Consider the following 18211-nt stretch of genomic DNA (forward strand, 5'->3'; position numbering starts at 1 on the left):
ACCCAGGGCCCGGCGAATTTTCAGTTCGGACCGGTGGTGCTCCCCTACTCCGTCTTCAGGAGGGACTCCACCCAGATCCGCGCGGCCCGGAACGCCTCGTCCGAGGTGTGCCGGGCAACCGTGTGCTCACGCCGATCCGCCCTGGCGTAGGAGCCCAGGAACCGGAGTTGGGGGCTGATTCGGTGCAGGCCCTTTAGCGCATCGGCGACCCGGGAATCGGAAATGTGGCCTTCAGCGTCGATGCTGAAGAAGTAGTCTCCGAGGAATTGGCCGGTGGGCCTGGATTCGATCCTGCTGAGGTTGACTCCTCGCGCGGCGAACTGATCGAGGATTTCCATCAGGGCGCCCGGATGGTCCTCGGGCAGCGGGATCACCAGGGTGGTCTTGTCGGCACCGGTCGGTGCCGGCAGGAGGGTGGGTCGACTAACCAGGATGAAGCGGGTCACCGCGTCTGCCACATCGCCGATGTGGCTGCCAAGCACCGTCAGTCCCAACCGTTCGGCGACAAAGGGCGAGCAGATCGCGGCGTCGTACGGGCAGTCCGGTTCCAGAAGGCCCACCGCGGCTGCAGCAGTGGACGATCCGGGAAGATATTCAGCCTGCGGAATATGTTGGGTGATCCACACCTGGCACTGTGCCCACGCGTGTCCGTGGGTGGAGATTGTCCGCACCTCGGCCAGGGGCAGCCCGGGCCTGGCGACCAGGACAAAGGTGATGGGAACCAGCACTTCCCGGATGATCCTCAGCGGGTCGCCCTGCGCGATGGCATCGAGGGTGGCGCTGACCCCGCCCTCCACGGAGTTCTCAATCGGCACCATCGCGGCATCAACCGCGCCAGTCCGCACCAGGTCCAGCGCGGAGTTCACGGTGGGTGCAGGGACTCGCCGGGCGGCAGCGGCCCCGGGAACCTGTAGCAGGGCTGCCTCGGTGAACGTGCCCTCGGGGCCGAGGAAAGTGTAGGACACCTCTGGGACGGACGTGCTCATGGTTTCCTTCACGTGGCGGTTTCCTCTTAGAGGACGGTCGGCGGCTGGTCGGTGTCCGAGACCATCGGCCGGGATGCTTCCAGCCAGGCGCCCATCCCTCCGGTGACATTGACCGCCGAATAGCCGTTGGCCACCAGCCATTGGGCCACCCGGTGGGAGCGTCCACCGGTTCGGCAGATCACGTGCAGGTCGGTGTCGGGATCAAGCTCGTCCAGCCTGTCGGGAATCTGTTCCACGGGAATATGCACCGCTCCCTCAATATGGCCGGCTGCCCACTCGTAGTCCTCGCGGACGTCCAGGATCGTGGTGTTCGCGCCAATCGAATCAATCGACACGTTCTCAAACTCGCTCATGACTTGCCCCTTCCCAATGGTCGTATTTCGCCCAAGCCTATAGTGGGAGGCGAGCCCCACCCACAATGCCCTAGCCAACCGGGAGGTAACAATGAGTGCTGACCAACCCACCATCCTCGCCACGTCCGGCGGCTACCGTCGAGGGCTCAGAGTGGACCTGGAGTTCAATCTCCTCATGCATCACGCCGTCGAGCTCGCACTGGTCACCGGACGCCGCCCCCGCGTCACCTATGTGGGTACGGCCGGCGGCGATTCCCGTGAGTGGAACCAGCGATTCATCGAGGCTGCGCGGATTGCCGCTTTTGACGCCGCGTGCCTGAACCTGTTCACCATGCCCAATATCGACCCGCTTCAGGACCACCTCCTCTCCCAGGACGTGGTGTGGGTAGGCGGCGGTTCGGTCGCCAACCTGCTGGCTGTCTGGCGGGTCCATGGGCTCGATCACTTGTTGCACCGCGCCTGGCGGGCCGGAGTGGTTCTCGGTGGGGTCTCCGCCGGTTCCCTCTGCTGGTTCCGTGGCGGCGCAACTGATTCCTTTGGCCCCGAGCTGCAGCCAGTGACGAACGGCCTGGGGTTCCTCCCCTACGGCAATGGCGTGCACTACGACTCCGATGAGGGTCGCAGGCCGCTAATCCACCGGATGGTCGCTGCTGGCACCCTCGGCGAAACGCACTGCACCGACGACGGCGTGGGTTTGGTCTACCACGACACCACCCTCATCGAGGCGGTCACCGAGACCCCCGGCAAGAACGCCTACATTGTGCGCGCCGGGGCCGGAGACAGCGTCGACGCCATCGCCGTCGAGGAGCCCCTGGAGGCCCGGTTGCTGGAAAGCGCTCCGTGACCGAACTTCATCAGCTCACCGCCCTCGCCCAGCGGGACGCTCTTGCACGCGGGGACCTGAGTGCCCGGGAGCTGACTCTTCACTACCTCGGCCGGATCGATGACCTCAATCCGGGACTCGGCTCCTTCATCACCGTCACCGCGGATCTAGCCGAACAGGAGGCCGCCGCCGCAGACGAGCGCTACCACTCGTCCCGGGCCGCTGGTGCCGACCTTGCGGTGCTGCACGGCATGCCATTGGCGCATAAGGATCTGGCGGACGTGGCGTCAGTCGCCACCAGCTTCGGCTCGGCTGCCCTGCCCCCAACGGTCGCAACCGAGGACTCTCCCCTGGTGGCAATTCTGCGCCGCGCTGGCGCGATCAGTCTTGGCAAGACCCAGGTTCCCGAATTCGGCCTGAGCTGCCACAGCGAAAACAACATTGCCCCGGCGGCCCGCAACCCCCTCAACCCGGCCCTCAGCCCGGGGGGTTCGTCCGGCGGCAGCGCGGCGGCCGTCGCTGCAGGCATGATTCCCTTCGCACCCGGCAGCGACGGTGGCGGCTCTGTCCGCATTCCGGCCTCAGCCACCGGCCTGATCGGGCTCAAACCGAATCGCGGTCGAATTCCCGCATTGTCCGGACAGGCGGACCTCGGCCAGTTCGTCGTGGCCGGACCGTTGGCGCGGACCACCACCGACGCTGCGCTGTTGCTCGACGCGATGGTCGACGCGCCGAACCACCGGGCAACCAGCGCCGCTCCGGCGTCGTCGTCGTTCCTGACCGCAGCCCTGCGCGCCGAGGGTACCTTTCGGATCGGGGCGAGCACCCTGTCACCCTTCGCCTCAGCGTTCGAGATCGTGCTGGACCAGGAGGCGCTGGACGCCTACGAGGCTGGTATTCGCGCACTTTCCTCAGTGGGGCACGACGTTCTCGACGCCGACCTCAGCTACGACCGGCGCTACCACCAGGCATTCCAGACGGTGTGGACGGCGTCCCTTGCCACCGCCCCTATCCCCTCGGGGAACGAGAACCTGTTGACTCCGCTGACGCGGACCATGCGCGAGAGGTCGCGGGCCCGCAGCGCACCGGATCTGGTCACGGCGATCGACATCCTGCGGCAGTTCGAGCAGGACACGATCAGCGCCTATGCGGAGTACGACTTCATCCTTACCCCTGCCCTGGGCCAGACTCCGCGTCCCATCGGCTGGTACACCTCCGAGGACGCGGACACGGACTACCTGAGGCAATGCCAGTACTCCCCGTACACCTCGATGGTCAACGTCTGCGGGTTACCCGCCATTGCCCTGCCCACGATCACCACCCCCACGGGCATCTCCATGGGAATCCAGCTCATCGGGCGACCCAGCTCGGAGGCGCGGCTGCTGGCTGTGTCCGCCCAGTTGGAGCAGGCAGCCGGTGCGGGTGAAACGGGCACGGTGCGGTGACAACATTGCGCCGCCCGCGCCGATGAAACAGACTGTTACTCATCGGTAACCAGCAAGATCAAAGGAGATCGCGTGCCCAACCTTGCCAACAATCTCGCGTCAACTGTCCAGGAACACCCCGAGGCGGTGGCGATCAGACTGGATGACACGTCGCTGACGTTCGCGGCGCTCGACGAGTGGAGCCAGCGGGTGGCGGGTCTCCTGGCACAGAAAGGTGTCCAGCCGGGCGACCGGATCGCGCTGATTATGCCGAATATTCCACAGATGGCATTTATCTACTACGGGGTCCTGCGCTTCGGAGCGGTGGTGGTCCCACTCAATCCGCTCCTCAAGTCGCGGGAGATTGCCTACCACCTGGGCGACTCCGGCGCGAGGCTGGTGTTTGCCTGGGAAGGGGTCGCAGCCGAGGCCGAGTCCGGAGTGGGCCAGGCGGTCGCCGCCGCCGATCAGGGAACCACCCTCGAAGTACTGGCGGTGAACTCGGGCGCATTCCTTGAACAGCTGTCGTCGATCGATCCCCTGCAGCCCATCGCGGAGGTGGCGGCCGATGACACGGCTGTGCTGCTCTACACCTCAGGAACCACCGGACGGCCAAAAGGCGCGGCGCTGACCCATGCGAGCCTGCACCGGAATGCGGAGATCTCCCGGGACCTGATGGGCACTGCGGTCGGCGATGTGTTGTTTGGTGGATTGCCGTTCTTCCATATTTTCGGACAGACCTGCGCCTTGAACGCGGCGGTGCTGACCGGAGCCACAGTCACCCTGCTCCCCCGGTTCGAACCCGGCCGCGCCCTGGAGATCATTGCCCGAGACGGTGTAACCATTTTCGAGGGTGTCCCCACGATGTACATAGCGATGCTTCGGCATCCGGCAGTTTCCACCACCGACGTGTCAACGCTGCGGGTCGCCGTGTCCGGCGGGTCAGCGCTGCCCGTTGAGGTGCTGCACGAGTTCGAACGCGTCTTCGGCGCCGAACTGCTGGAGGGCTACGGGTTGTCCGAAACGTCCCCCATCGTGAGCTTCAACCGGCGCGGAACCGAACGCAAGCCCGGATCGATCGGCACGCCGGTGGACGGGGTCGAGGTACGCATGCTCGACGCCGACGGGGCGGAGGTACCCACCGGCGAAGTCGGTGAACTCTCCGTCCGGGGACACTGCGTGATGAAGGGCTATTGGAACAACGACGACGCGACGGCAGCTGCGATCCCCGACGGTTGGTTCCGTACCGGAGACCTGGCCCGGTACGACGACGACGGCGCTATCTTCATCGTCGACCGCAAGAAGGACATCATCGTCCGCGGCGGGTACAACGTCTATCCGCGGGAAGTCGAGGAAGTGCTGTACGAGCACACCGCGGTGGCCGAGGCGGCGGTAATAGGCGTCCCGGACGAGTTGCAGGGCGAGGAAATCGTGGCGGTGGTAGGCCTGAAGGCGGAGGCTGCGCCCGCGGACGATGCCGCCCGCGAGCGCCTCGCTGCCGAGATCCTCGAATTCACCAAGGAACGCGTGGCGGCCTACAAGTATCCCCGCCGGGTGGTCCTGGTGGAAGCTCTCCCGAAGGGCCCCACCGGAAAGATTCTCAAGCGCGAGATCCAGGTCTAGCAGGGACCCTGCAGGTGGTTACTGCAGGGGTCTACTGCAGGGGTTAATGGAGGCCGGAAACCTTAAAGTCAGGAGTCGTCGTCGCCCCGGTTGTCCTCGGTCTCGATCTCCTCACCGTCCGGCAACTCGTTCTCCGGGCCGGGGCCTCCATAACCGCCGGCGTCGATCTTGTCTGACCCGCCGACCCGCTGTTCTGAGTCGTCGCGTTCGGTATCGTTCTGTTCGCTCATGGTGGCGCCTTTCCTTCGCGTGGCTGTGTACACGGTGAACCTACCACCACCGCGCGGCGAGTGGTCGTCTCCGCAGGGCCATCCCCGCCGGGTTGGCCGCGCAGGGATGGCCCTGATCGCCGTCCGGAGAACCGCCGCAGTGGAGCACGCAACGGGTTTCGTGACGCCGGGGCTGTAATAGCACCAGTTCTTTGGCATGCTGTAGCCATGGCAAACCGAGCGGGCACAGTCGCCCTCCCCAGCGATCTGGTCGACATTTCTTCACTTCTGGACGCGTATTTCGACGTCGTTCCCGACCTTGGGGACCCGGCGCAACGGGTCGCGTTCGGGACGTCCGGGCACCGTGGTTCCTCCCTGAAGGCCTCTTTCAATGAGGGGCACATCGCCGCCATCACCCAGGCGATTGTGGAGTACCGGTCGGGTCAGGGCATCACCGGGCCCCTGTTCATGGGCAGGGACACACACGCACTCTCCGAGCCCGCCCAGCAGACCGCACTTGAGGTGCTCGCAGCGAACAACGTCACGGTACGGGTGGACGCGCGCGGCGCCTACACGCCCACCCCGGCCGTATCGCACGCCATCCTCGTCTACAACGCGCAGGGCGCCGACCAGGCGGATGGCATTGTCATCACTCCCTCGCACAACCCTCCCGGCGATGGCGGCTTCAAATACAATCCCCCGCACGGCGGCCCCGCGGATTCCGATGCCACCAACTGGATCGCTGATCGGGCCAACGCGCTGATGGAAGGCGGCCTCCGGGAGGTCCGTCGCGTCCCGGCGAGCCAGGCGCACCAGGCCGAAGGAATCGGGACCTACGACTTCCTGCAGCACTATGTTGAGGATCTACCCACCGTCCTGAACCTCGACGCGATCCGGGAATCCGGACTGCACATCGGTGCGGACCCGATGGGTGGGGCGGCTGTCGACTATTGGGGTGCTATCGGCGAAACGCACAACCTGAATCTGACAGTCGTCAATCCCGCCGTCGACCCGCAGTGGGCGTTCATGACCCTGGACTGGGATGAGAAGATCCGCATGGACTGCTCGTCACCATCGGCGATGGCCTCACTCATTGCCCGGGCCAGGGAGTTTGATATCTCCACGGGCAACGACGCCGACGCCGACCGGCACGGGATCGTCACCCCCGACGCCGGGCTGATGAACCCCAACCACTACCTTGCGGTGGCCATTGACTACCTCTACCGCAACCGTCCCCACTGGCGGCAGGACGCCGTCGTCGGGAAGACCCTGGTCTCCTCCTCGATCATCGATCGGGTGGCTGCGGATCTCGGCCGGAAGCTCGAAGAGGTTCCGGTGGGCTTCAAGTGGTTTGTTCCCGGGCTGCTCTCCGGGTCCCTCGCCTTCGGCGGCGAGGAATCCGCTGGAGCCTCTTTCCTGCGGCTGAACGGGTCCCCGTGGACCACCGACAAGGACGGCATCCTGTTGGCCCTGCTCGCCTCGGAGATCACCGCCGTCACCGGGCGAACGCCGTCGCAGCACTATGCGGGGCTGACCGACCGGTTCGGTTCCCCCGTGTACGCGCGCATTGATGCGGCGGCCTCACGCAGCCAGAAGGCAGCGCTGGGGAAGCTCTCGCCGTCGGACGTTGCGGCCACCACCCTTGCCGGCGAAACCATCACCGCCAGGCTGACCGAGGCACCCGGCAACGGGGCGTCAATTGGTGGCTTGAAGGTCACCACCGAGAACGCGTGGTTCGCCGCGCGCCCATCGGGCACCGAGGACGTGTACAAGATCTATGCCGAGTCCTTCAAGGGTGCCGAGCACCTGGCGCAGGTGCAGGACGAGGCGAAGGCACTGGTCGACGGGGTCATCGGCGGGTAACCCTCGCGCGGAAGGACGCGCGGTCAGAGAACCCGCCGGAGGAGCCATTTTTTCAGGCCCCTGTACGGCGGGTAGGCCAGACGCAGGGTGTCAATGCCGGTGCCCTTCGAAAGTACCCCCCGGTTCTGGCTGAACGTGTCGAATGAATAGCGGCCGTGGTAGGCGCCCATACCGCTGGTGCCCACCCCGCCGAACGGCAAGCCGTGCACCGTGAGATGCAGGTTGCAGGCGTTGTGGCCGATCCCACCCGCACGGACCCGTTCCTCGAACTGCTGCTGCTCGGCCGGCTGGTCACTGAACAAATAGGCTGCCAGCGGGGCCGGCCGGGCATTGACGAAGGCAACGGCCTCGTCCATGCCGTCGACGGGAAGGATGGGCAGGATCGGACCGAAAATCTCCTCCTGCATCACCGGGGAGTCGGTCGGCACATCGGTCAGGAGCGTGGGTTCGAGGTACCGGCTGGCCCGGTCGTGGGCGCCCCCGGTGTACACGGTGCCGTTGCCGTTGCTGGCCTCCAAAAAACCGACCAGTCGGACGAAGTGGCCGTCGTCGACGATCCGGCCGTAGTCGGCGCTACGGGCCGGGTCGGCGCCGTAGAACCCGGCGACCGCCCGTTTCAGGTGGGCGAGGAGCTGCTTTTCGAGTCCGCGCTGCACCAAAACATAGTCGGGGGCAACGCAGGTCTGCCCCGCGTTGAGAAACTTGCCGAACACCAGCCGTCGGGCCACCGCTGGCAGGTCGCCGCCAAGCACCACGGCGGGCGATTTTCCTCCTAGTTCGAGGGTGACGGGAGTGAGCGTTTGCGCTGCAGCGGCCGCGACGATCCGTCCGACCCGCTCGCCCCCGGTGAAAAAGATGGAGTCGTACCGCTGGGCGAGCAGCTCCCCGCCAACCGCCGCCCCGCCTTCCACCACGGAGACGGCACTCTCGTCGAAATACCGGGGCAGCAGGTCGGCCATCACCGCCGACGTGGCGGGGGCGTGTTCGCTCGGCTTCAAAACCGCACAGTTCCCGGCGGCGAGCGCACCGACCAGGGGGGCCAGGAGCAGTTGCACCGGATAGTTCCACGGGCCAATGATCAGCACGACGCCGAGGGGCTGGGCCTGCCGGTGTGCTCTTGCAGGCAACAGGCCCGTCGGTACCTGAACCTTCTCGGCGCTGGTCCATTTCCGCAGCTGCTTCAGCGCATACTGGGCTTCGGCCCGCACCAGGGACAGCTCGGACACCACCGCTTCCAGCGGGTTCTTCCGGAGATCCGAGTACAGCGCGTCGGTGAAGTCCACCTCCCGTTCGACGAGCATCCGGATCAGGCCCTCGAGTTGGGCTCGCCGCCAGGACAGCGGCCGGGTGGTCCCGCCGTCGAAGGTCGCGCGCAGGCGCTCCACCACCGGTGACAGATCAGTGGTTTCCTGGGAAGTAGTGCTCATGTGGGGGTCCTTTCAGGATGCTGCTACGCGTCGTGGTCTTCGGTCGCGGGTCGGCGGGTGCAAAAGGTGCGGGGTGCTGGGGTGCGGGTCAGGTGGGACGGCCAGTGAAATGCTCCATCGAGCTGTACACCTTGAAGACCCGCCCGGCCACCACATCCCAGAGAGGTTGCGGCAGGACGCCGCGGATCGCGCTGCCCAGCGCCACCGACCACGGCAGCTGAAGCCGGGGCCGGCCAGCAAGCAGTGCGCGCCAGGCCCTGTCGACGACGTCGACCGGGTCCATCAGCGGCGTGAACAGCGGGCCACGGGCGCCCTCGAACATGCCGGTCCGGATGTAGCTGGGGATCAGCGTGGTGACCTTGATCTGCCGGTGACCTGCCTGGCGAAGCTCCAGTCGCAGGGAGTCGCTCCAGCCGATCACTGCCCACTTCGAGGCGGTGTACACACTCATTCGGGGAACCGAGAGGGTACCCGACGCCGACGCGACATTGAGGATACGCGCCGGTTCCCGGGAGGCGATCAGGGCCGGCAGGAACTCCCGGACCACGTGCATCAGCGCCAGCGTGTTGATCTGCATCACCAGTGCAATGTCGGCCTGCTGGTCGTGCTCCCAAAAGTACTTTCCGCGCACGATCCCCGCGTTGTTGATCAGGACAGCCGGTGTCCCGACGTCGTTCCTGACCGCGGCCGCCGCGGTCGTGATCTCGGCCAATGAGGCGAGATCAACCACGTAACTGTGCACGGCCGGCCCGGATCCGGTCAGCGAATCGGCGGTCCTGTGGAGCGCTTCGGCGTCGACGTCCCAGAGGACGACGGCGGCCGCCCGCTCCTTGACGGCCCGTTCCGCGTAGAGCCGGCCCATACCGCTGGCGGCACCGGTGATAAGTATTATTCGGCCTTCGACAGTGAATGACATGAGTGCAACGTAACACTCCGCCCGGACGGTAGGATTTCCGACAGATCACCCCGCACATCTTTGGAAGGCACAGCCATGAGCAGGTTCGGCACGTCGTGGACGCTTCACGGTGACGGAAAGAACGTCCTTCCCGGGCAGTTTGTTGCCCCCGATGAACGGCTCAGTTGGCCGCGGACGGTGGGAATCGGCGCCCAGCACGTCGTCGCCATGTTCGGTGCCACCTTCCTGGTTCCCCTGATCACCGGGTTCCCGCCCGCCACCACCCTGCTGTTCTCGGGGCTGGGCACCATCTTGTTCCTGATCATCACGGCAGGCAAGGTGCCCAGCTATCTGGGATCGAGCTTCGCGTTCATCGCCCCGATCGCCGCAGCCCAGAGCCAGCACGGACCGGCGGGGGCGCTCGGTGGCATCATCATGGCCGGAGCCGTCCTGGCGATTATCGGCGCTGTCGTCCATCGGGCGGGCTCCCGCTGGATCCAGATCGTGATGCCGCCCATCGTCACCGGGGCCATCGTCGCCCTGATCGGGTTGAACCTTGCCCCCACCGCGAAGGCCAGTTTTGAGCAGGCTCCACTGACCGCGCTCGTCACCGTGGTGGTGATCCTCCTGGTGACCGTGCTCTTCAAGGGCATTCTCGGGCGGCTGTCCATCCTGGTGGGTGTCCTCGCCGGGTATGTGGTCGCGATGCTCCGCGGGGAAGTGGACTTCGCGGCTATTGGTGATGCCGCGTGGATAGGGCTTCCACCGTTCCAGACCCCCGAATTCCATCTGTCAGTCGTCGGGCTGTTCATCCCGGTGGTCCTGGTCCTGGTCGCCGAGAACATTGGTCATGTGAAGTCGGTGGCTGCCATGACCGGGCGTGACCTGGACCCCGTCACCGGGCGTGCCCTGATGGCTGACGGCCTGGCCACCATGCTCGCCGGGTCCGGTGGTGGGTCCGGCACCACCACCTACGCGGAGAACATCGGTGTAATGGCCGCGTCGCGTGTGTACTCGACTGCCGCCTACTGGGTGGCAGGGATCGTCGCGATCCTCCTCAGCCTGTTCCCCAAGTTCGGCGCGCTGATCGCTACTGTCCCAGCGGGCGTCATCGGCGGCGCCGGGGTGGTGCTCTACGGCATGATCGGTATCCTCGGCGTCCGGATCTGGGTGCAGAACCAGGTCAACTTCTCCAACCCCATCAACCTGTCGACGGCGGGGGTGGCGTTGGTGGTGGGTATCGCCAACTTCACCTGGACCATCGGCGAACTCACCTTCGAAGGCATCGCCCTGGGTACCGCGGCAACCCTGGTGATTTACCACGTCATGAACGCACTTGCCCGGTGGCGGGGAAGCGAACATGTCACCGGCCCGACCGACGTCGACGCCTCCGACCAGGGATCCCGCCCCTCCAAACTGGGCTGAGCCCCGGATAGCCGTGCTTCCTGCTGGGGCGTGGAGGTCCTCGGAGCCGTTGACTGACCTGTCAGTCTCACGACGATTAGGCTGAAGCGGTGACCTTCGCTCTGCATTGCGTCTTCCTCAACGGCACCGTCGGCGTGGGAAAAACATCGACCGCGGATGCCCTGGCGCACCTATTGACGGCCAAGGACCTACCGCACGCCGTGATTGACCTTGACTGGCTGAGGTTTGCGTGGCCCGCACCCACCGATGATCCCTTCAACCGGCGGATCGAACTGGCGAACCTGTCGGCTGTCATCCCCAATTTCCGCTCTGCAGGTGCGCGCCTCCTGGTGCTAGCCGGCGTCATTGAAGGGACCCTCCAGCGCGCGGAGTATGAGCGGGTGCTTGGTCATCCACTACTGGTCGTGCGGCTGGAGGCTACTTCAGCGACAGTGCAGGACAGGTTGCGGGGCCGCCACGATCCCGGCGATCCTTCGCTGGGTTGGCACCTGGACCGTGCCACCGAGTTACAGGCAATCCTCACCCACGTCGATGTCGATGACGCGGTGATCTCCACCGAGGAGAAAGACCCACATGGTGTTGCCTCAGCGGTTCTTGGGTTGATTGATGAAAAGTGGTGCACGTCACACATCCGCCCGGCTGCTGGCGCCGAAGTGAATCAGGCACTTACTTAAAGGTTCAACGTATTTACTGAGGTCTCGGGACGCACCATGAACAACCACCGCATCAACGACGGCGGACGACACTCCACCGCTGACGAAACCCAGCGCCTCGCGCTCAGGGAAGACGGGATCCTGCATGTCCAGTGGCGGCCTGACACCGTCGTCACGGTGGACCAGGCCCGCGCCACACTGGACGCGTCGGGCCTCAATCAGGGGCCACGCCGAATCCTGATGAGCATGACATCGGTCGCCTTCACGAGCGCAGCCCGGCGTGCCATCTGCGACGATGAAGACATCACCGCCATCGCTCTTGTGGGCGACGGGCCCGTGGACCGGGTCGTCGCTGCATTTGCCGACAGCCAAGCGCATCCCGGGCAGTTCTTCACCTCCGAGGACGACGCAATCAACTGGCTCGGAACCTTCGCCTGACCACTCCCCATCAGGACTGCCACTGCTTGTGCGACCATGGTGCCTAAACTGGTGGGATGGTGTGGAACGGGTTGCGAGGTGGGAAGCACTGATGGACCCGCAGCAGGTCTGGGCATCCCCGGCGTGGCACCAGGAGATCCAACTGTGGATTACGCAGGTTCTGCAGAACTGCGACCTGGCACAGACCGGCCCGCTGGAGCAGGTGCGGATCCGGTTCTGGTCCACCCAGGTCACCGTGCCGACCGACCACGGACAGCTGTGGTTCAAGGAAAACAACCCGGGCCAATTCGCTGAGGCGGCCATTGTGGCACGCCTGGCGGAACTGGCGCCCGACCATGTGGCTGCCCCCCTCGCCATCGAGCCCGCCAAGGGCTGGATGCTGACGCCCGACCATGGGAAGACGCTCGCCTCCCTCAAATCGGCTGACTACCGGTTGTGGATCCTGGTGGTCACCGGCTTTGCCGACTTCCAGCTACAACTCGTCCCCCATGGATTGCCGCTGGCTGCGGCCGGCCTGGTCAGCATGGATCCTGCGATCGCAGGGAACTTCGCGAGCAACCAGCTCCTCCTTCACACCGGCTTACCGCCCGACCACCCCCTGCATCTGTCCGCCCAGGCCACCGACGGCATCTACGCCAGCATTCCCGCCCTTGAGGAAGCGGCCAGAAGCGTTGCGGCCCTGGGCGTCCCCCTGAGCCTCCAACACAATGACCTGCACGCCGACAACGCCTTCATACCGGGCGCGACGACGGCCCCGCTGCGATTCTTCGACTTCGGTGACTCCTACTGGGCACACCCCTTCAGTTCGCTGTACGTGCCACTGACCGTCATGCAGGAACAGTGGCAGACCACCTCTGACGACCCGCGTATCCAGGCGGTGATCACCGCCTACCTCGAACGCTGGACCGACTACGCGCCCCTCGCCGAACTCCGACTGGCGGTCGAACCTGCGCTCAAGCTGGCGCGGCTTCACCGGTACGGTTCCTGGCTGCGACTGCTAATCCACGCGGACGACGCATCGATGAGCCAGTACGGTCCGCACGCACTGAAGTACCTGAGAACACTGACCGATCCGGTGCTGGGGTGACTGCACACCTTTTCCTGGCGGCCAATGGGTTGATCGAGGCGGGGCCCATGGTGTCCCTGCTCGCAAACCACTTCATTCCAGGCTGTGAAATCCCCGGCCGCCAGGGGATGTCACACACGCGGTTGCTTCGTTCCTCGAGCGGCCACCACGCCGCCAGGCTGACCATCGGTTCACGCGGTGTCGACGTCCATACCTCCGCGCCCGAGGAAGACCATCCCGGCCTGACAGCGACGATCCGCCGTTGGCTGGATCTGGACGCTGACCTTGAGGCGGTCGCGCGGGCGTTCGAGCCGGATCCCCTGCTGGGGCCCCTGTCCAGCCGACGCCCCTGGCTGCGCGCAGTAGGTTATCCCGAGCCCTTCGAAGCTGCAATCATGACTGTCCTCGGCCAGCAGGTCTCCGTCAGCGCTGCGGGTACGTTTGCCGGGCGTCTCGCCGCTGCCTACGGCACCCCCGGTCCGTCCGGACTAACGATCTTCCCCACGCCTGACGTGCTCGCCGCTGCTCCGGCCGAGGAGCTACGCAGCGCCGTCGGCGTTACCCGCACCCGCGGAGCAACGGTGCAGCACGTAGCCCGGGCCTTCCGCGACGGACTCACCCTTGCTGGCGACCACACGGACGTCCGCGCGGCACTCCTGGCCATCCCCGGAATCGGCCAGTGGTCCGCCGACTATCTGGCGGTGCGGGTGCTTGGAGATCGGGACGCGTTCACGGCGGGTGACCTGGTGCTGCGCCGGGCGATGGGCAATCCAAGCATCCGCGAGGCCGAGGCAATTGCCGAGCGGTGGCGCCCGTACCGCGCGTACGCGTTGTTCCACTTGTGGACCGAAGCGACCTATCCACCGCGAACCCCTGCGATCAGACCCGGCCAGAAACGGGCCGCTCCCGCACGGTAGCGGTGCCCCAACAGCGTCGGTACGGTTACAGCACTTTCCTGCCGGCCCGTGAGGTCAGGCGGTCTGCGGCCAGTGTCCCCGGCGTTGCATCGTTTCGGCCAGGTGATCCGCACGATCGGAGACCAGGCCGTCCACGCCGCCGCCCAGTGTCAGAAGCCGCTCCATCGCGTCGGTGTCATTGACCGTCCAGACGTGGACCGGTAGCCCGGCGGCGCGACACCGCCGGATAAAGCGGCCGGTCAGCACCGTCACGCCTGCGTGCTGCACCGGCAGCTGAAGACAATCCACCCGGGCGAGCCGGGCGAGGCGTTTGGTCAGGCCCAGCGGACTCGACAACCAGATCAGTGCCGAGCTCACCTGTCCGGCGGAGGAAGCCACCCGGCGGGACAGCAGGTTCAGCGTCCGCCGCCGCCTCCGGTCGGAGAATGAAGCCACCAGTACCCGGTCATGGGCTCCCAGCCGCTCCACGAGCTGGACAAACGGCTCCACCGAGGCATCATCCTTGAGGTCAATGTTCAGTTTCAGGTCGGGCCATCGGGTCAGGACGGCCTCCAGGGTGGGGATGGGTTCGACGCCGTTGATCCGGATCTTGTTCAGCTCGTCCAGGGTGCGCTCCGACAGCGGGCCCACCGCATCGCACACCCGGTCCAGCAGTTCATCGTGGAACACCATCACGGCGCCGTCCCTCGTGGTCCGGACGTCGATTTCCAGGTATCCGAATCCGAGATCCACGGCAGCCTCAAAGGCCGTCATCGAGTTTTCCAGCCCGTCGACCGAGAACCCGCGGTGCGACAGGGCAAGCGGCCGCTGCATCCCATCCGGTCCGGTGTTGAGCAGGTACGGCAGCATGGGCTTAGCGGGTCGCCCCGAGCTTGGCGAGGCGTTCCTCAAGAATCTGGGCGACGCCGTCGTCCTCGAATGCCGGAGCCTGCAGGTCCGCCGCAGCAATCGCCTCCGCGTGCCCGGACGCCATCGCGTAGCCGGTGCCCGCCCAGTTCAGCATCTGCACATCGTTGGGCATGTCGCCGAAGGCGACGACGTCGGCCTGGCTGATGCCACGGCTCGCCGCGAATTCAGCGAGGGTGACCGACTTGTTGATGCCGGGCGTGGACATTTCCAGCAGCGCAATGCTCGGGGCGGAATGGGTGGCGGTTACCAGGTGGGCGACCGCGGGCCGCACGGTATCGAGGAACCTGTCCGGCAACACCTCGCGTTCCCGCGCCAGGAACTTGATGACTCCCGCGCCGACGAGGGATTCCGCCAGGGGCCGCGCCACTGCGCCGGCGAGCAACTCCACCGAGCCTTCCTCGGCAAACCCGTGCTCGATGTGGAATCCGTCGACCGTCTCGGCAGCGAAGGACGCCGCAGGATAGAGGTCCAGAATGATCTCGCGGGCGGCCAGAATGTTGCTGTGTTCCAACAAGTGGGCGCTCAGTACCAGCTCGTCTTCCAGGCTGTACGTAACAGCACCGTTGGAGCAGATGACCGTTCCGCGGTGACCCAACTGTTCGCGCAGCGGATCAAGCCAGCGCGGTGGGCGGCCGGTGACGAATACCACTTCAACGCCCGCGTCCAGGCACGCCTGAAATGCTTCGACTGTCCTGGGGCTGATCCTGCCGTCGTGGCCGACGATCGTTCCATCCATATCGCTGGCGACCAGACGCATGGGGTACTCCTTCACTTAAACGGTGACTTTAAGCCTACCCGCCCGTGAAGGGCGCTGAGCCCGGGAATCCAGTGGATCCCCGGGCTCAGCGGAACCGGAGGAAGCTGTCTACTGCTCGAAGGTGGGGATCAGGCGGGCCCGCCCGAGGGTGTGGGAAAACAGGTTGAACCCGAGGTAGGCGTTACTGCCGTCAGCGGGCACCTCAAGGCGTTCCACATCCACTGCGTGCACCACCACGTGATAGTGGTGTGGGCCGTGTCCCGCCGGGGGCGCAGCACCGATAAAACCGGTAAAGCCGCCGTCGTTCTTCAGCTGGGTGGCACTGTCTGGCAGGTCGGGACTGCCATCCACTCCGGCACCCGCCGGCAGCGACGTGGTGGACACGGGGAGGTTGAAGACCGCCCAGTGCCAGAAGCCGCTGGCGGTGGGGGCATCCGGGTCGTAGACAGTCACCGCAAAGCTTTTGGTCCCTTCCGGGAACCCGCTCCAGGACAGCTGCGGCGACACATCCTTCCCACCGTCGATACCCATCGCCCCGGAGGCATGCTTCGCATCCAACGGCTGGTTGTTCTCAATGTCCGTGCTGGTCAGAGTGAACTCGGGGACTGGGGGGAGGTCTGCGTACGGGTCACGGGTCATAACTACTCCTGGTCAGTTGGGGTCTGTCATTAGCTCGTTGCGGTTCGGCGGGTTGGCGCCGGCACGGGACACGGTAACTGCCGCCGCTTTTGCTGCATACACGAGGACTGCTTCCACCTGTTCAACGGAGATGTGGCGCAGGTCATTCCGCTGCTGCGCTCCCGCGAAGCCCCGGTCCACGAGGGAACCCAGCAGCGCCGACATGAAGGAGTCTCCAGCACCCACCGTATCCACCACCTGAGCAGCCGGCGCGGGGACCGAGGCTTCGCCGCGTGCGACGACGGCCCACGGACCGAGGGAACCCCGCGTGACCACCACCATGGCCGGGCCCTTGGCCAACCAGAACCGCGCTGTCTCCAGGACGTCCTGACCGGGGTAGAGCCACTCAAGGTCCTCATCCGAGGCTTTGACGACGTCGGCGAGAGCAACGAACTTCTCCGCCTGGGCCCGGGCATAGACCACATCGGTGACGATGCTGGGCCGACAGTTGGGGTCATAGGAGATGGTGGCCAGCGGGTGCGCCTGCCGGACGACGGCCAGCACATCAGACGCTCCGGGCTCCAGCATGGTGGCGATCGATCCGGTGTGCAACCACGTGGTGCCCTCAAGGATCCGGTCCGTCTCTTCACGGATGGCCGGCAGCTCCCACACCAGCTTGAATTTGTAGGAGGCACCACCTGCGGGATCCAGCCGCGCGGTGGCAGTGCTGGTGGGGTGCTTGTCGGGTCCCATCGGAGTCAACACAGAGTTGCTGTGGAGGTGTTCCTGGATCATCCGCCCATACTCATCATCGCCCCACCGCCCAACAAAACGGCAGGGATGCCCCAGCCTGGCCAGACCGACCGCCACGTTCATCGGGCTGCCGCCCACATGGGCGCGGGGCGACGCGACATCGCTGATTACTTCGTCTATAAGGGTTTCCCCGATCACGGTGAGCACGCTAACAAGTTAGCACCCCGTCCACCGGCGAACCTGTGAATGGTTGGGGAACGGCCGGGTGCGATGACCCAATCAGTTGCGGAAGATTGGTGTGATCTCCCGCACAGTACCCCCGATCCGACCGCTAGTTGCCTAAGGCTACGGCTAGGATGGGGCTGATACCGCGCGATGAACCGCGCCTGAGACACACTAATTTTTGGGGACACCATGAAGATCAGAAATGCTGCGGCGATCGCCGTCATCGCTCTCGCCACGCTGACCGCCTGCGGCGAGTCGACTGAGCCCGCCGCCCCTTCCGAGGCTGCCGCTCCCACCCCTGCGAGCTCCACTGCACCTGCGCAGAATGTTCAGGAGCCGGAGACCAACGAGCTGATGAGCGAAGCAAGCCCAGAGGGCGCGCAGGCCTTCCTGCACCACGTCTTCGCGTTGAAGTCCTACAACCAGCGGACCGGGGAAACCGAGCAGCTGCTCGCCACCCTTGACGGCGCCGAAGCAGCGACCGCAGAGGCTGACGAATTTGCGGCACTGTACGCGGACGGCGGCTGGGTCCTGGGTGGACAGCCGAAGGTCAAGCAGATCATCGTCACCACCCCGGCAGAAGAAGTGGCCGAGGACGTTGAGGTTGACGCACTGATCACCGTCAACCCTGATGCCTACACGTCATTCGACGAGGCTGGAGAGGTACAGGAGACCCGCCCGTTCGACCCGGCGGGCACCATCTATTCAGCAACAGTGGTCTACACCGACGGCGCATGGAAGGCCACCTACCTGGAGGAAACCCCTGACGCCGAACTCCCCTCGGAGTAATCCAGCGGCGGCCGTCAGCTCACAAGGCTGACGGCCGGGCGCGGGAAGTATCCGCCAC

At 65.6% G+C, this 18211-nt stretch carries 19 protein-coding genes; 10 read left to right on the forward strand and 9 right to left on the reverse strand.

What is annotated here, in order from left to right; all coding sequences use genetic code 11:
* Nucleotides 1-44: 44 nt before the first annotated feature.
* Entirely contained in the window at nucleotides 45-986 is a 942-nt protein-coding gene (gene pheA, locus H4V95_RS17785; RefSeq protein WP_196866758.1) for a prephenate dehydratase, read from the reverse strand.
* Between the two features lie 26 nt (nucleotides 987-1012).
* Complete coding sequence (locus tag H4V95_RS17790) at nucleotides 1013-1339, reverse strand: rhodanese-like domain-containing protein (protein WP_196866759.1); 327 nt, start codon at nucleotides 1337-1339, stop codon at nucleotides 1013-1015.
* Nucleotides 1340-1430: 91 nt separating this feature from the next.
* Here H4V95_RS17790 and H4V95_RS17795 point away from each other — a divergent pair, with 91 nt between their 5' ends.
* The 3 genes from H4V95_RS17795 (at nucleotide 1431) to H4V95_RS17805 (ending at nucleotide 5209) form a co-directional block, all read left to right on the forward strand.
* Nucleotides 1431-2183, forward strand: a complete 753-nt coding sequence (locus H4V95_RS17795) for a peptidase E (protein ID WP_196866760.1) — start codon at nucleotides 1431-1433, stop codon at nucleotides 2181-2183.
* Nucleotides 2180-3607 carry an amidase gene (locus H4V95_RS17800; protein WP_196866761.1) on the forward strand — a complete coding sequence of 476 codons (1428 nt, stop codon included), beginning with the start codon at nucleotides 2180-2182 and terminating at the stop codon, nucleotides 3605-3607. Before H4V95_RS17795 ends, H4V95_RS17800 begins: the two co-directional genes overlap by 4 nt.
* Before the next feature lie 72 nt (nucleotides 3608-3679).
* A complete protein-coding gene (locus H4V95_RS17805) occupies nucleotides 3680-5209 on the forward strand; it encodes a long-chain fatty acid--CoA ligase (protein ID WP_196866762.1) in 1530 nt (509 codons plus the stop codon).
* 68 nt (nucleotides 5210-5277) lie between these two features.
* Here the strand turns inward: H4V95_RS17805 and H4V95_RS17810 are convergent, their stop codons facing one another.
* Entirely contained in the window at nucleotides 5278-5439 is a 162-nt protein-coding gene (locus H4V95_RS17810; RefSeq protein ID WP_196866763.1) for a hypothetical protein, read from the reverse strand.
* A 207-nt stretch (nucleotides 5440-5646) separates the two neighbouring features.
* Here H4V95_RS17810 and pgm point away from each other — a divergent pair, with 207 nt between their 5' ends.
* Nucleotides 5647-7281 carry a phosphoglucomutase (alpha-D-glucose-1,6-bisphosphate-dependent) gene (gene pgm, locus H4V95_RS17815; protein ID WP_209731200.1) on the forward strand — a complete coding sequence of 545 codons (1635 nt, stop codon included), beginning with the start codon at nucleotides 5647-5649 and terminating at the stop codon, nucleotides 7279-7281.
* Between the two features lie 23 nt (nucleotides 7282-7304).
* Here the strand turns inward: pgm and H4V95_RS17820 are convergent, their stop codons facing one another.
* Nucleotides 7305-8708 (reverse strand): aldehyde dehydrogenase family protein, encoded by a 1404-nt coding sequence (locus H4V95_RS17820; protein WP_196866766.1) that lies wholly within the window; start codon nucleotides 8706-8708, stop codon nucleotides 7305-7307.
* A gap of 88 nt (nucleotides 8709-8796) precedes the next feature.
* Complete coding sequence (locus tag H4V95_RS17825; protein ID WP_196866767.1) at nucleotides 8797-9624, reverse strand: SDR family NAD(P)-dependent oxidoreductase; 828 nt, start codon at nucleotides 9622-9624, stop codon at nucleotides 8797-8799.
* A 75-nt stretch (nucleotides 9625-9699) separates the two neighbouring features.
* Between H4V95_RS17825 and H4V95_RS17830 the strand changes: the two genes are divergently transcribed.
* From H4V95_RS17830 to H4V95_RS17850, 5 genes are all read left to right on the forward strand, one after another.
* Nucleotides 9700-11028 (forward strand): uracil-xanthine permease family protein, encoded by a 1329-nt coding sequence (locus H4V95_RS17830; protein WP_196866768.1) that lies wholly within the window; start codon nucleotides 9700-9702, stop codon nucleotides 11026-11028.
* Between the two features lie 89 nt (nucleotides 11029-11117).
* Nucleotides 11118-11702 (forward strand): AAA family ATPase, encoded by a 585-nt coding sequence (locus H4V95_RS17835; RefSeq protein WP_209731201.1) that lies wholly within the window; start codon nucleotides 11118-11120, stop codon nucleotides 11700-11702.
* Between the two features lie 36 nt (nucleotides 11703-11738).
* On the forward strand, nucleotides 11739-12119 hold the full coding sequence (locus tag H4V95_RS17840) for an STAS/SEC14 domain-containing protein (RefSeq protein ID WP_196866770.1): 381 nt from the start codon (nucleotides 11739-11741) through the stop codon (nucleotides 12117-12119).
* Between the two features lie 91 nt (nucleotides 12120-12210).
* A complete protein-coding gene (locus H4V95_RS17845) occupies nucleotides 12211-13206 on the forward strand; it encodes a phosphotransferase (protein ID WP_196866771.1) in 996 nt (331 codons plus the stop codon).
* Nucleotides 13203-14102: a DNA-3-methyladenine glycosylase gene (locus tag H4V95_RS17850; protein WP_196866772.1), complete on the forward strand. Its 900-nt coding sequence runs from the start codon at nucleotides 13203-13205 to the stop codon at nucleotides 14100-14102. The genes H4V95_RS17845 and H4V95_RS17850 overlap by 4 nt, the downstream gene beginning before the upstream one ends.
* Nucleotides 14103-14156: 54 nt before the next feature.
* On the opposite strand, the gene H4V95_RS17855 is transcribed toward H4V95_RS17850, so the two are convergent.
* The 4 genes from H4V95_RS17855 to H4V95_RS17870 all read right to left on the reverse strand — a co-directional run bounded on the left by H4V95_RS17855 (nucleotide 14157) and on the right by H4V95_RS17870 (nucleotide 17346).
* On the reverse strand, nucleotides 14157-14951 hold the full coding sequence (locus H4V95_RS17855) for a glycerophosphodiester phosphodiesterase family protein (RefSeq protein WP_209731202.1): 795 nt from the start codon (nucleotides 14949-14951) through the stop codon (nucleotides 14157-14159).
* A 4-nt stretch (nucleotides 14952-14955) separates the two neighbouring features.
* Nucleotides 14956-15768: an HAD family hydrolase gene (locus tag H4V95_RS17860; RefSeq protein ID WP_196866774.1), complete on the reverse strand. Its 813-nt coding sequence runs from the start codon at nucleotides 15766-15768 to the stop codon at nucleotides 14956-14958.
* Between the two features lie 108 nt (nucleotides 15769-15876).
* Complete coding sequence (locus H4V95_RS17865) at nucleotides 15877-16407, reverse strand: YbhB/YbcL family Raf kinase inhibitor-like protein (RefSeq protein ID WP_196866775.1); 531 nt, start codon at nucleotides 16405-16407, stop codon at nucleotides 15877-15879.
* Between the two features lie 12 nt (nucleotides 16408-16419).
* A complete protein-coding gene (locus H4V95_RS17870) occupies nucleotides 16420-17346 on the reverse strand; it encodes a carbohydrate kinase (protein WP_196866776.1) in 927 nt (308 codons plus the stop codon).
* A 207-nt stretch (nucleotides 17347-17553) separates the two neighbouring features.
* Here H4V95_RS17870 and H4V95_RS17875 point away from each other — a divergent pair, with 207 nt between their 5' ends.
* On the forward strand, nucleotides 17554-18153 hold the full coding sequence (locus H4V95_RS17875; RefSeq protein ID WP_196866777.1) for a DUF6318 family protein: 600 nt from the start codon (nucleotides 17554-17556) through the stop codon (nucleotides 18151-18153).
* Nucleotides 18154-18211 lie beyond the last annotated feature (58 nt).

Source organism: Arthrobacter sp. CAN_C5, from assembly GCF_017875735.1.
In the GTDB taxonomy this organism is placed as follows: domain Bacteria; phylum Actinomycetota; class Actinomycetes; order Actinomycetales; family Micrococcaceae; genus Arthrobacter_D.

Excerpts from the sequence above, each read along its gene's own strand:
- pheA (WP_196866758.1), bottom strand. The coding sequence starts at position 986 with ATGAGCACGTCCGTCCCAGAGGTGTCCTACACTTTCCTCGGCCCCGAG.
- H4V95_RS17825 (WP_196866767.1), bottom strand. The coding sequence starts at position 9,624 with ATGTCATTCACTGTCGAAGGCCGAATAATACTTATCACCGGTGCCGCC.
- H4V95_RS17830 (WP_196866768.1), top strand. The coding sequence starts at position 9,700 with ATGAGCAGGTTCGGCACGTCGTGGACGCTTCACGGTGACGGAAAGAAC.
- H4V95_RS17865 (WP_196866775.1), bottom strand. The coding sequence starts at position 16,407 with ATGACCCGTGACCCGTACGCAGACCTCCCCCCAGTCCCCGAGTTCACT.
- H4V95_RS17875 (WP_196866777.1), top strand. The coding sequence starts at position 17,554 with ATGAAGATCAGAAATGCTGCGGCGATCGCCGTCATCGCTCTCGCCACG.
- H4V95_RS17795 (WP_196866760.1), top strand. The coding sequence starts at position 1,431 with ATGAGTGCTGACCAACCCACCATCCTCGCCACGTCCGGCGGCTACCGT.
- H4V95_RS17840 (WP_196866770.1), top strand. The coding sequence starts at position 11,739 with ATGAACAACCACCGCATCAACGACGGCGGACGACACTCCACCGCTGAC.
- H4V95_RS17810 (WP_196866763.1), bottom strand. The coding sequence starts at position 5,439 with ATGAGCGAACAGAACGATACCGAACGCGACGACTCAGAACAGCGGGTC.
- pgm (WP_209731200.1), top strand. The coding sequence starts at position 5,647 with ATGGCAAACCGAGCGGGCACAGTCGCCCTCCCCAGCGATCTGGTCGAC.
- H4V95_RS17790 (WP_196866759.1), bottom strand. The coding sequence starts at position 1,339 with ATGAGCGAGTTTGAGAACGTGTCGATTGATTCGATTGGCGCGAACACC.
- H4V95_RS17855 (WP_209731202.1), bottom strand. The coding sequence starts at position 14,951 with ATGCTGCCGTACCTGCTCAACACCGGACCGGATGGGATGCAGCGGCCG.
- H4V95_RS17860 (WP_196866774.1), bottom strand. The coding sequence starts at position 15,768 with ATGCGTCTGGTCGCCAGCGATATGGATGGAACGATCGTCGGCCACGAC.
- H4V95_RS17820 (WP_196866766.1), bottom strand. The coding sequence starts at position 8,708 with ATGAGCACTACTTCCCAGGAAACCACTGATCTGTCACCGGTGGTGGAG.
- H4V95_RS17845 (WP_196866771.1), top strand. The coding sequence starts at position 12,211 with ATGGACCCGCAGCAGGTCTGGGCATCCCCGGCGTGGCACCAGGAGATC.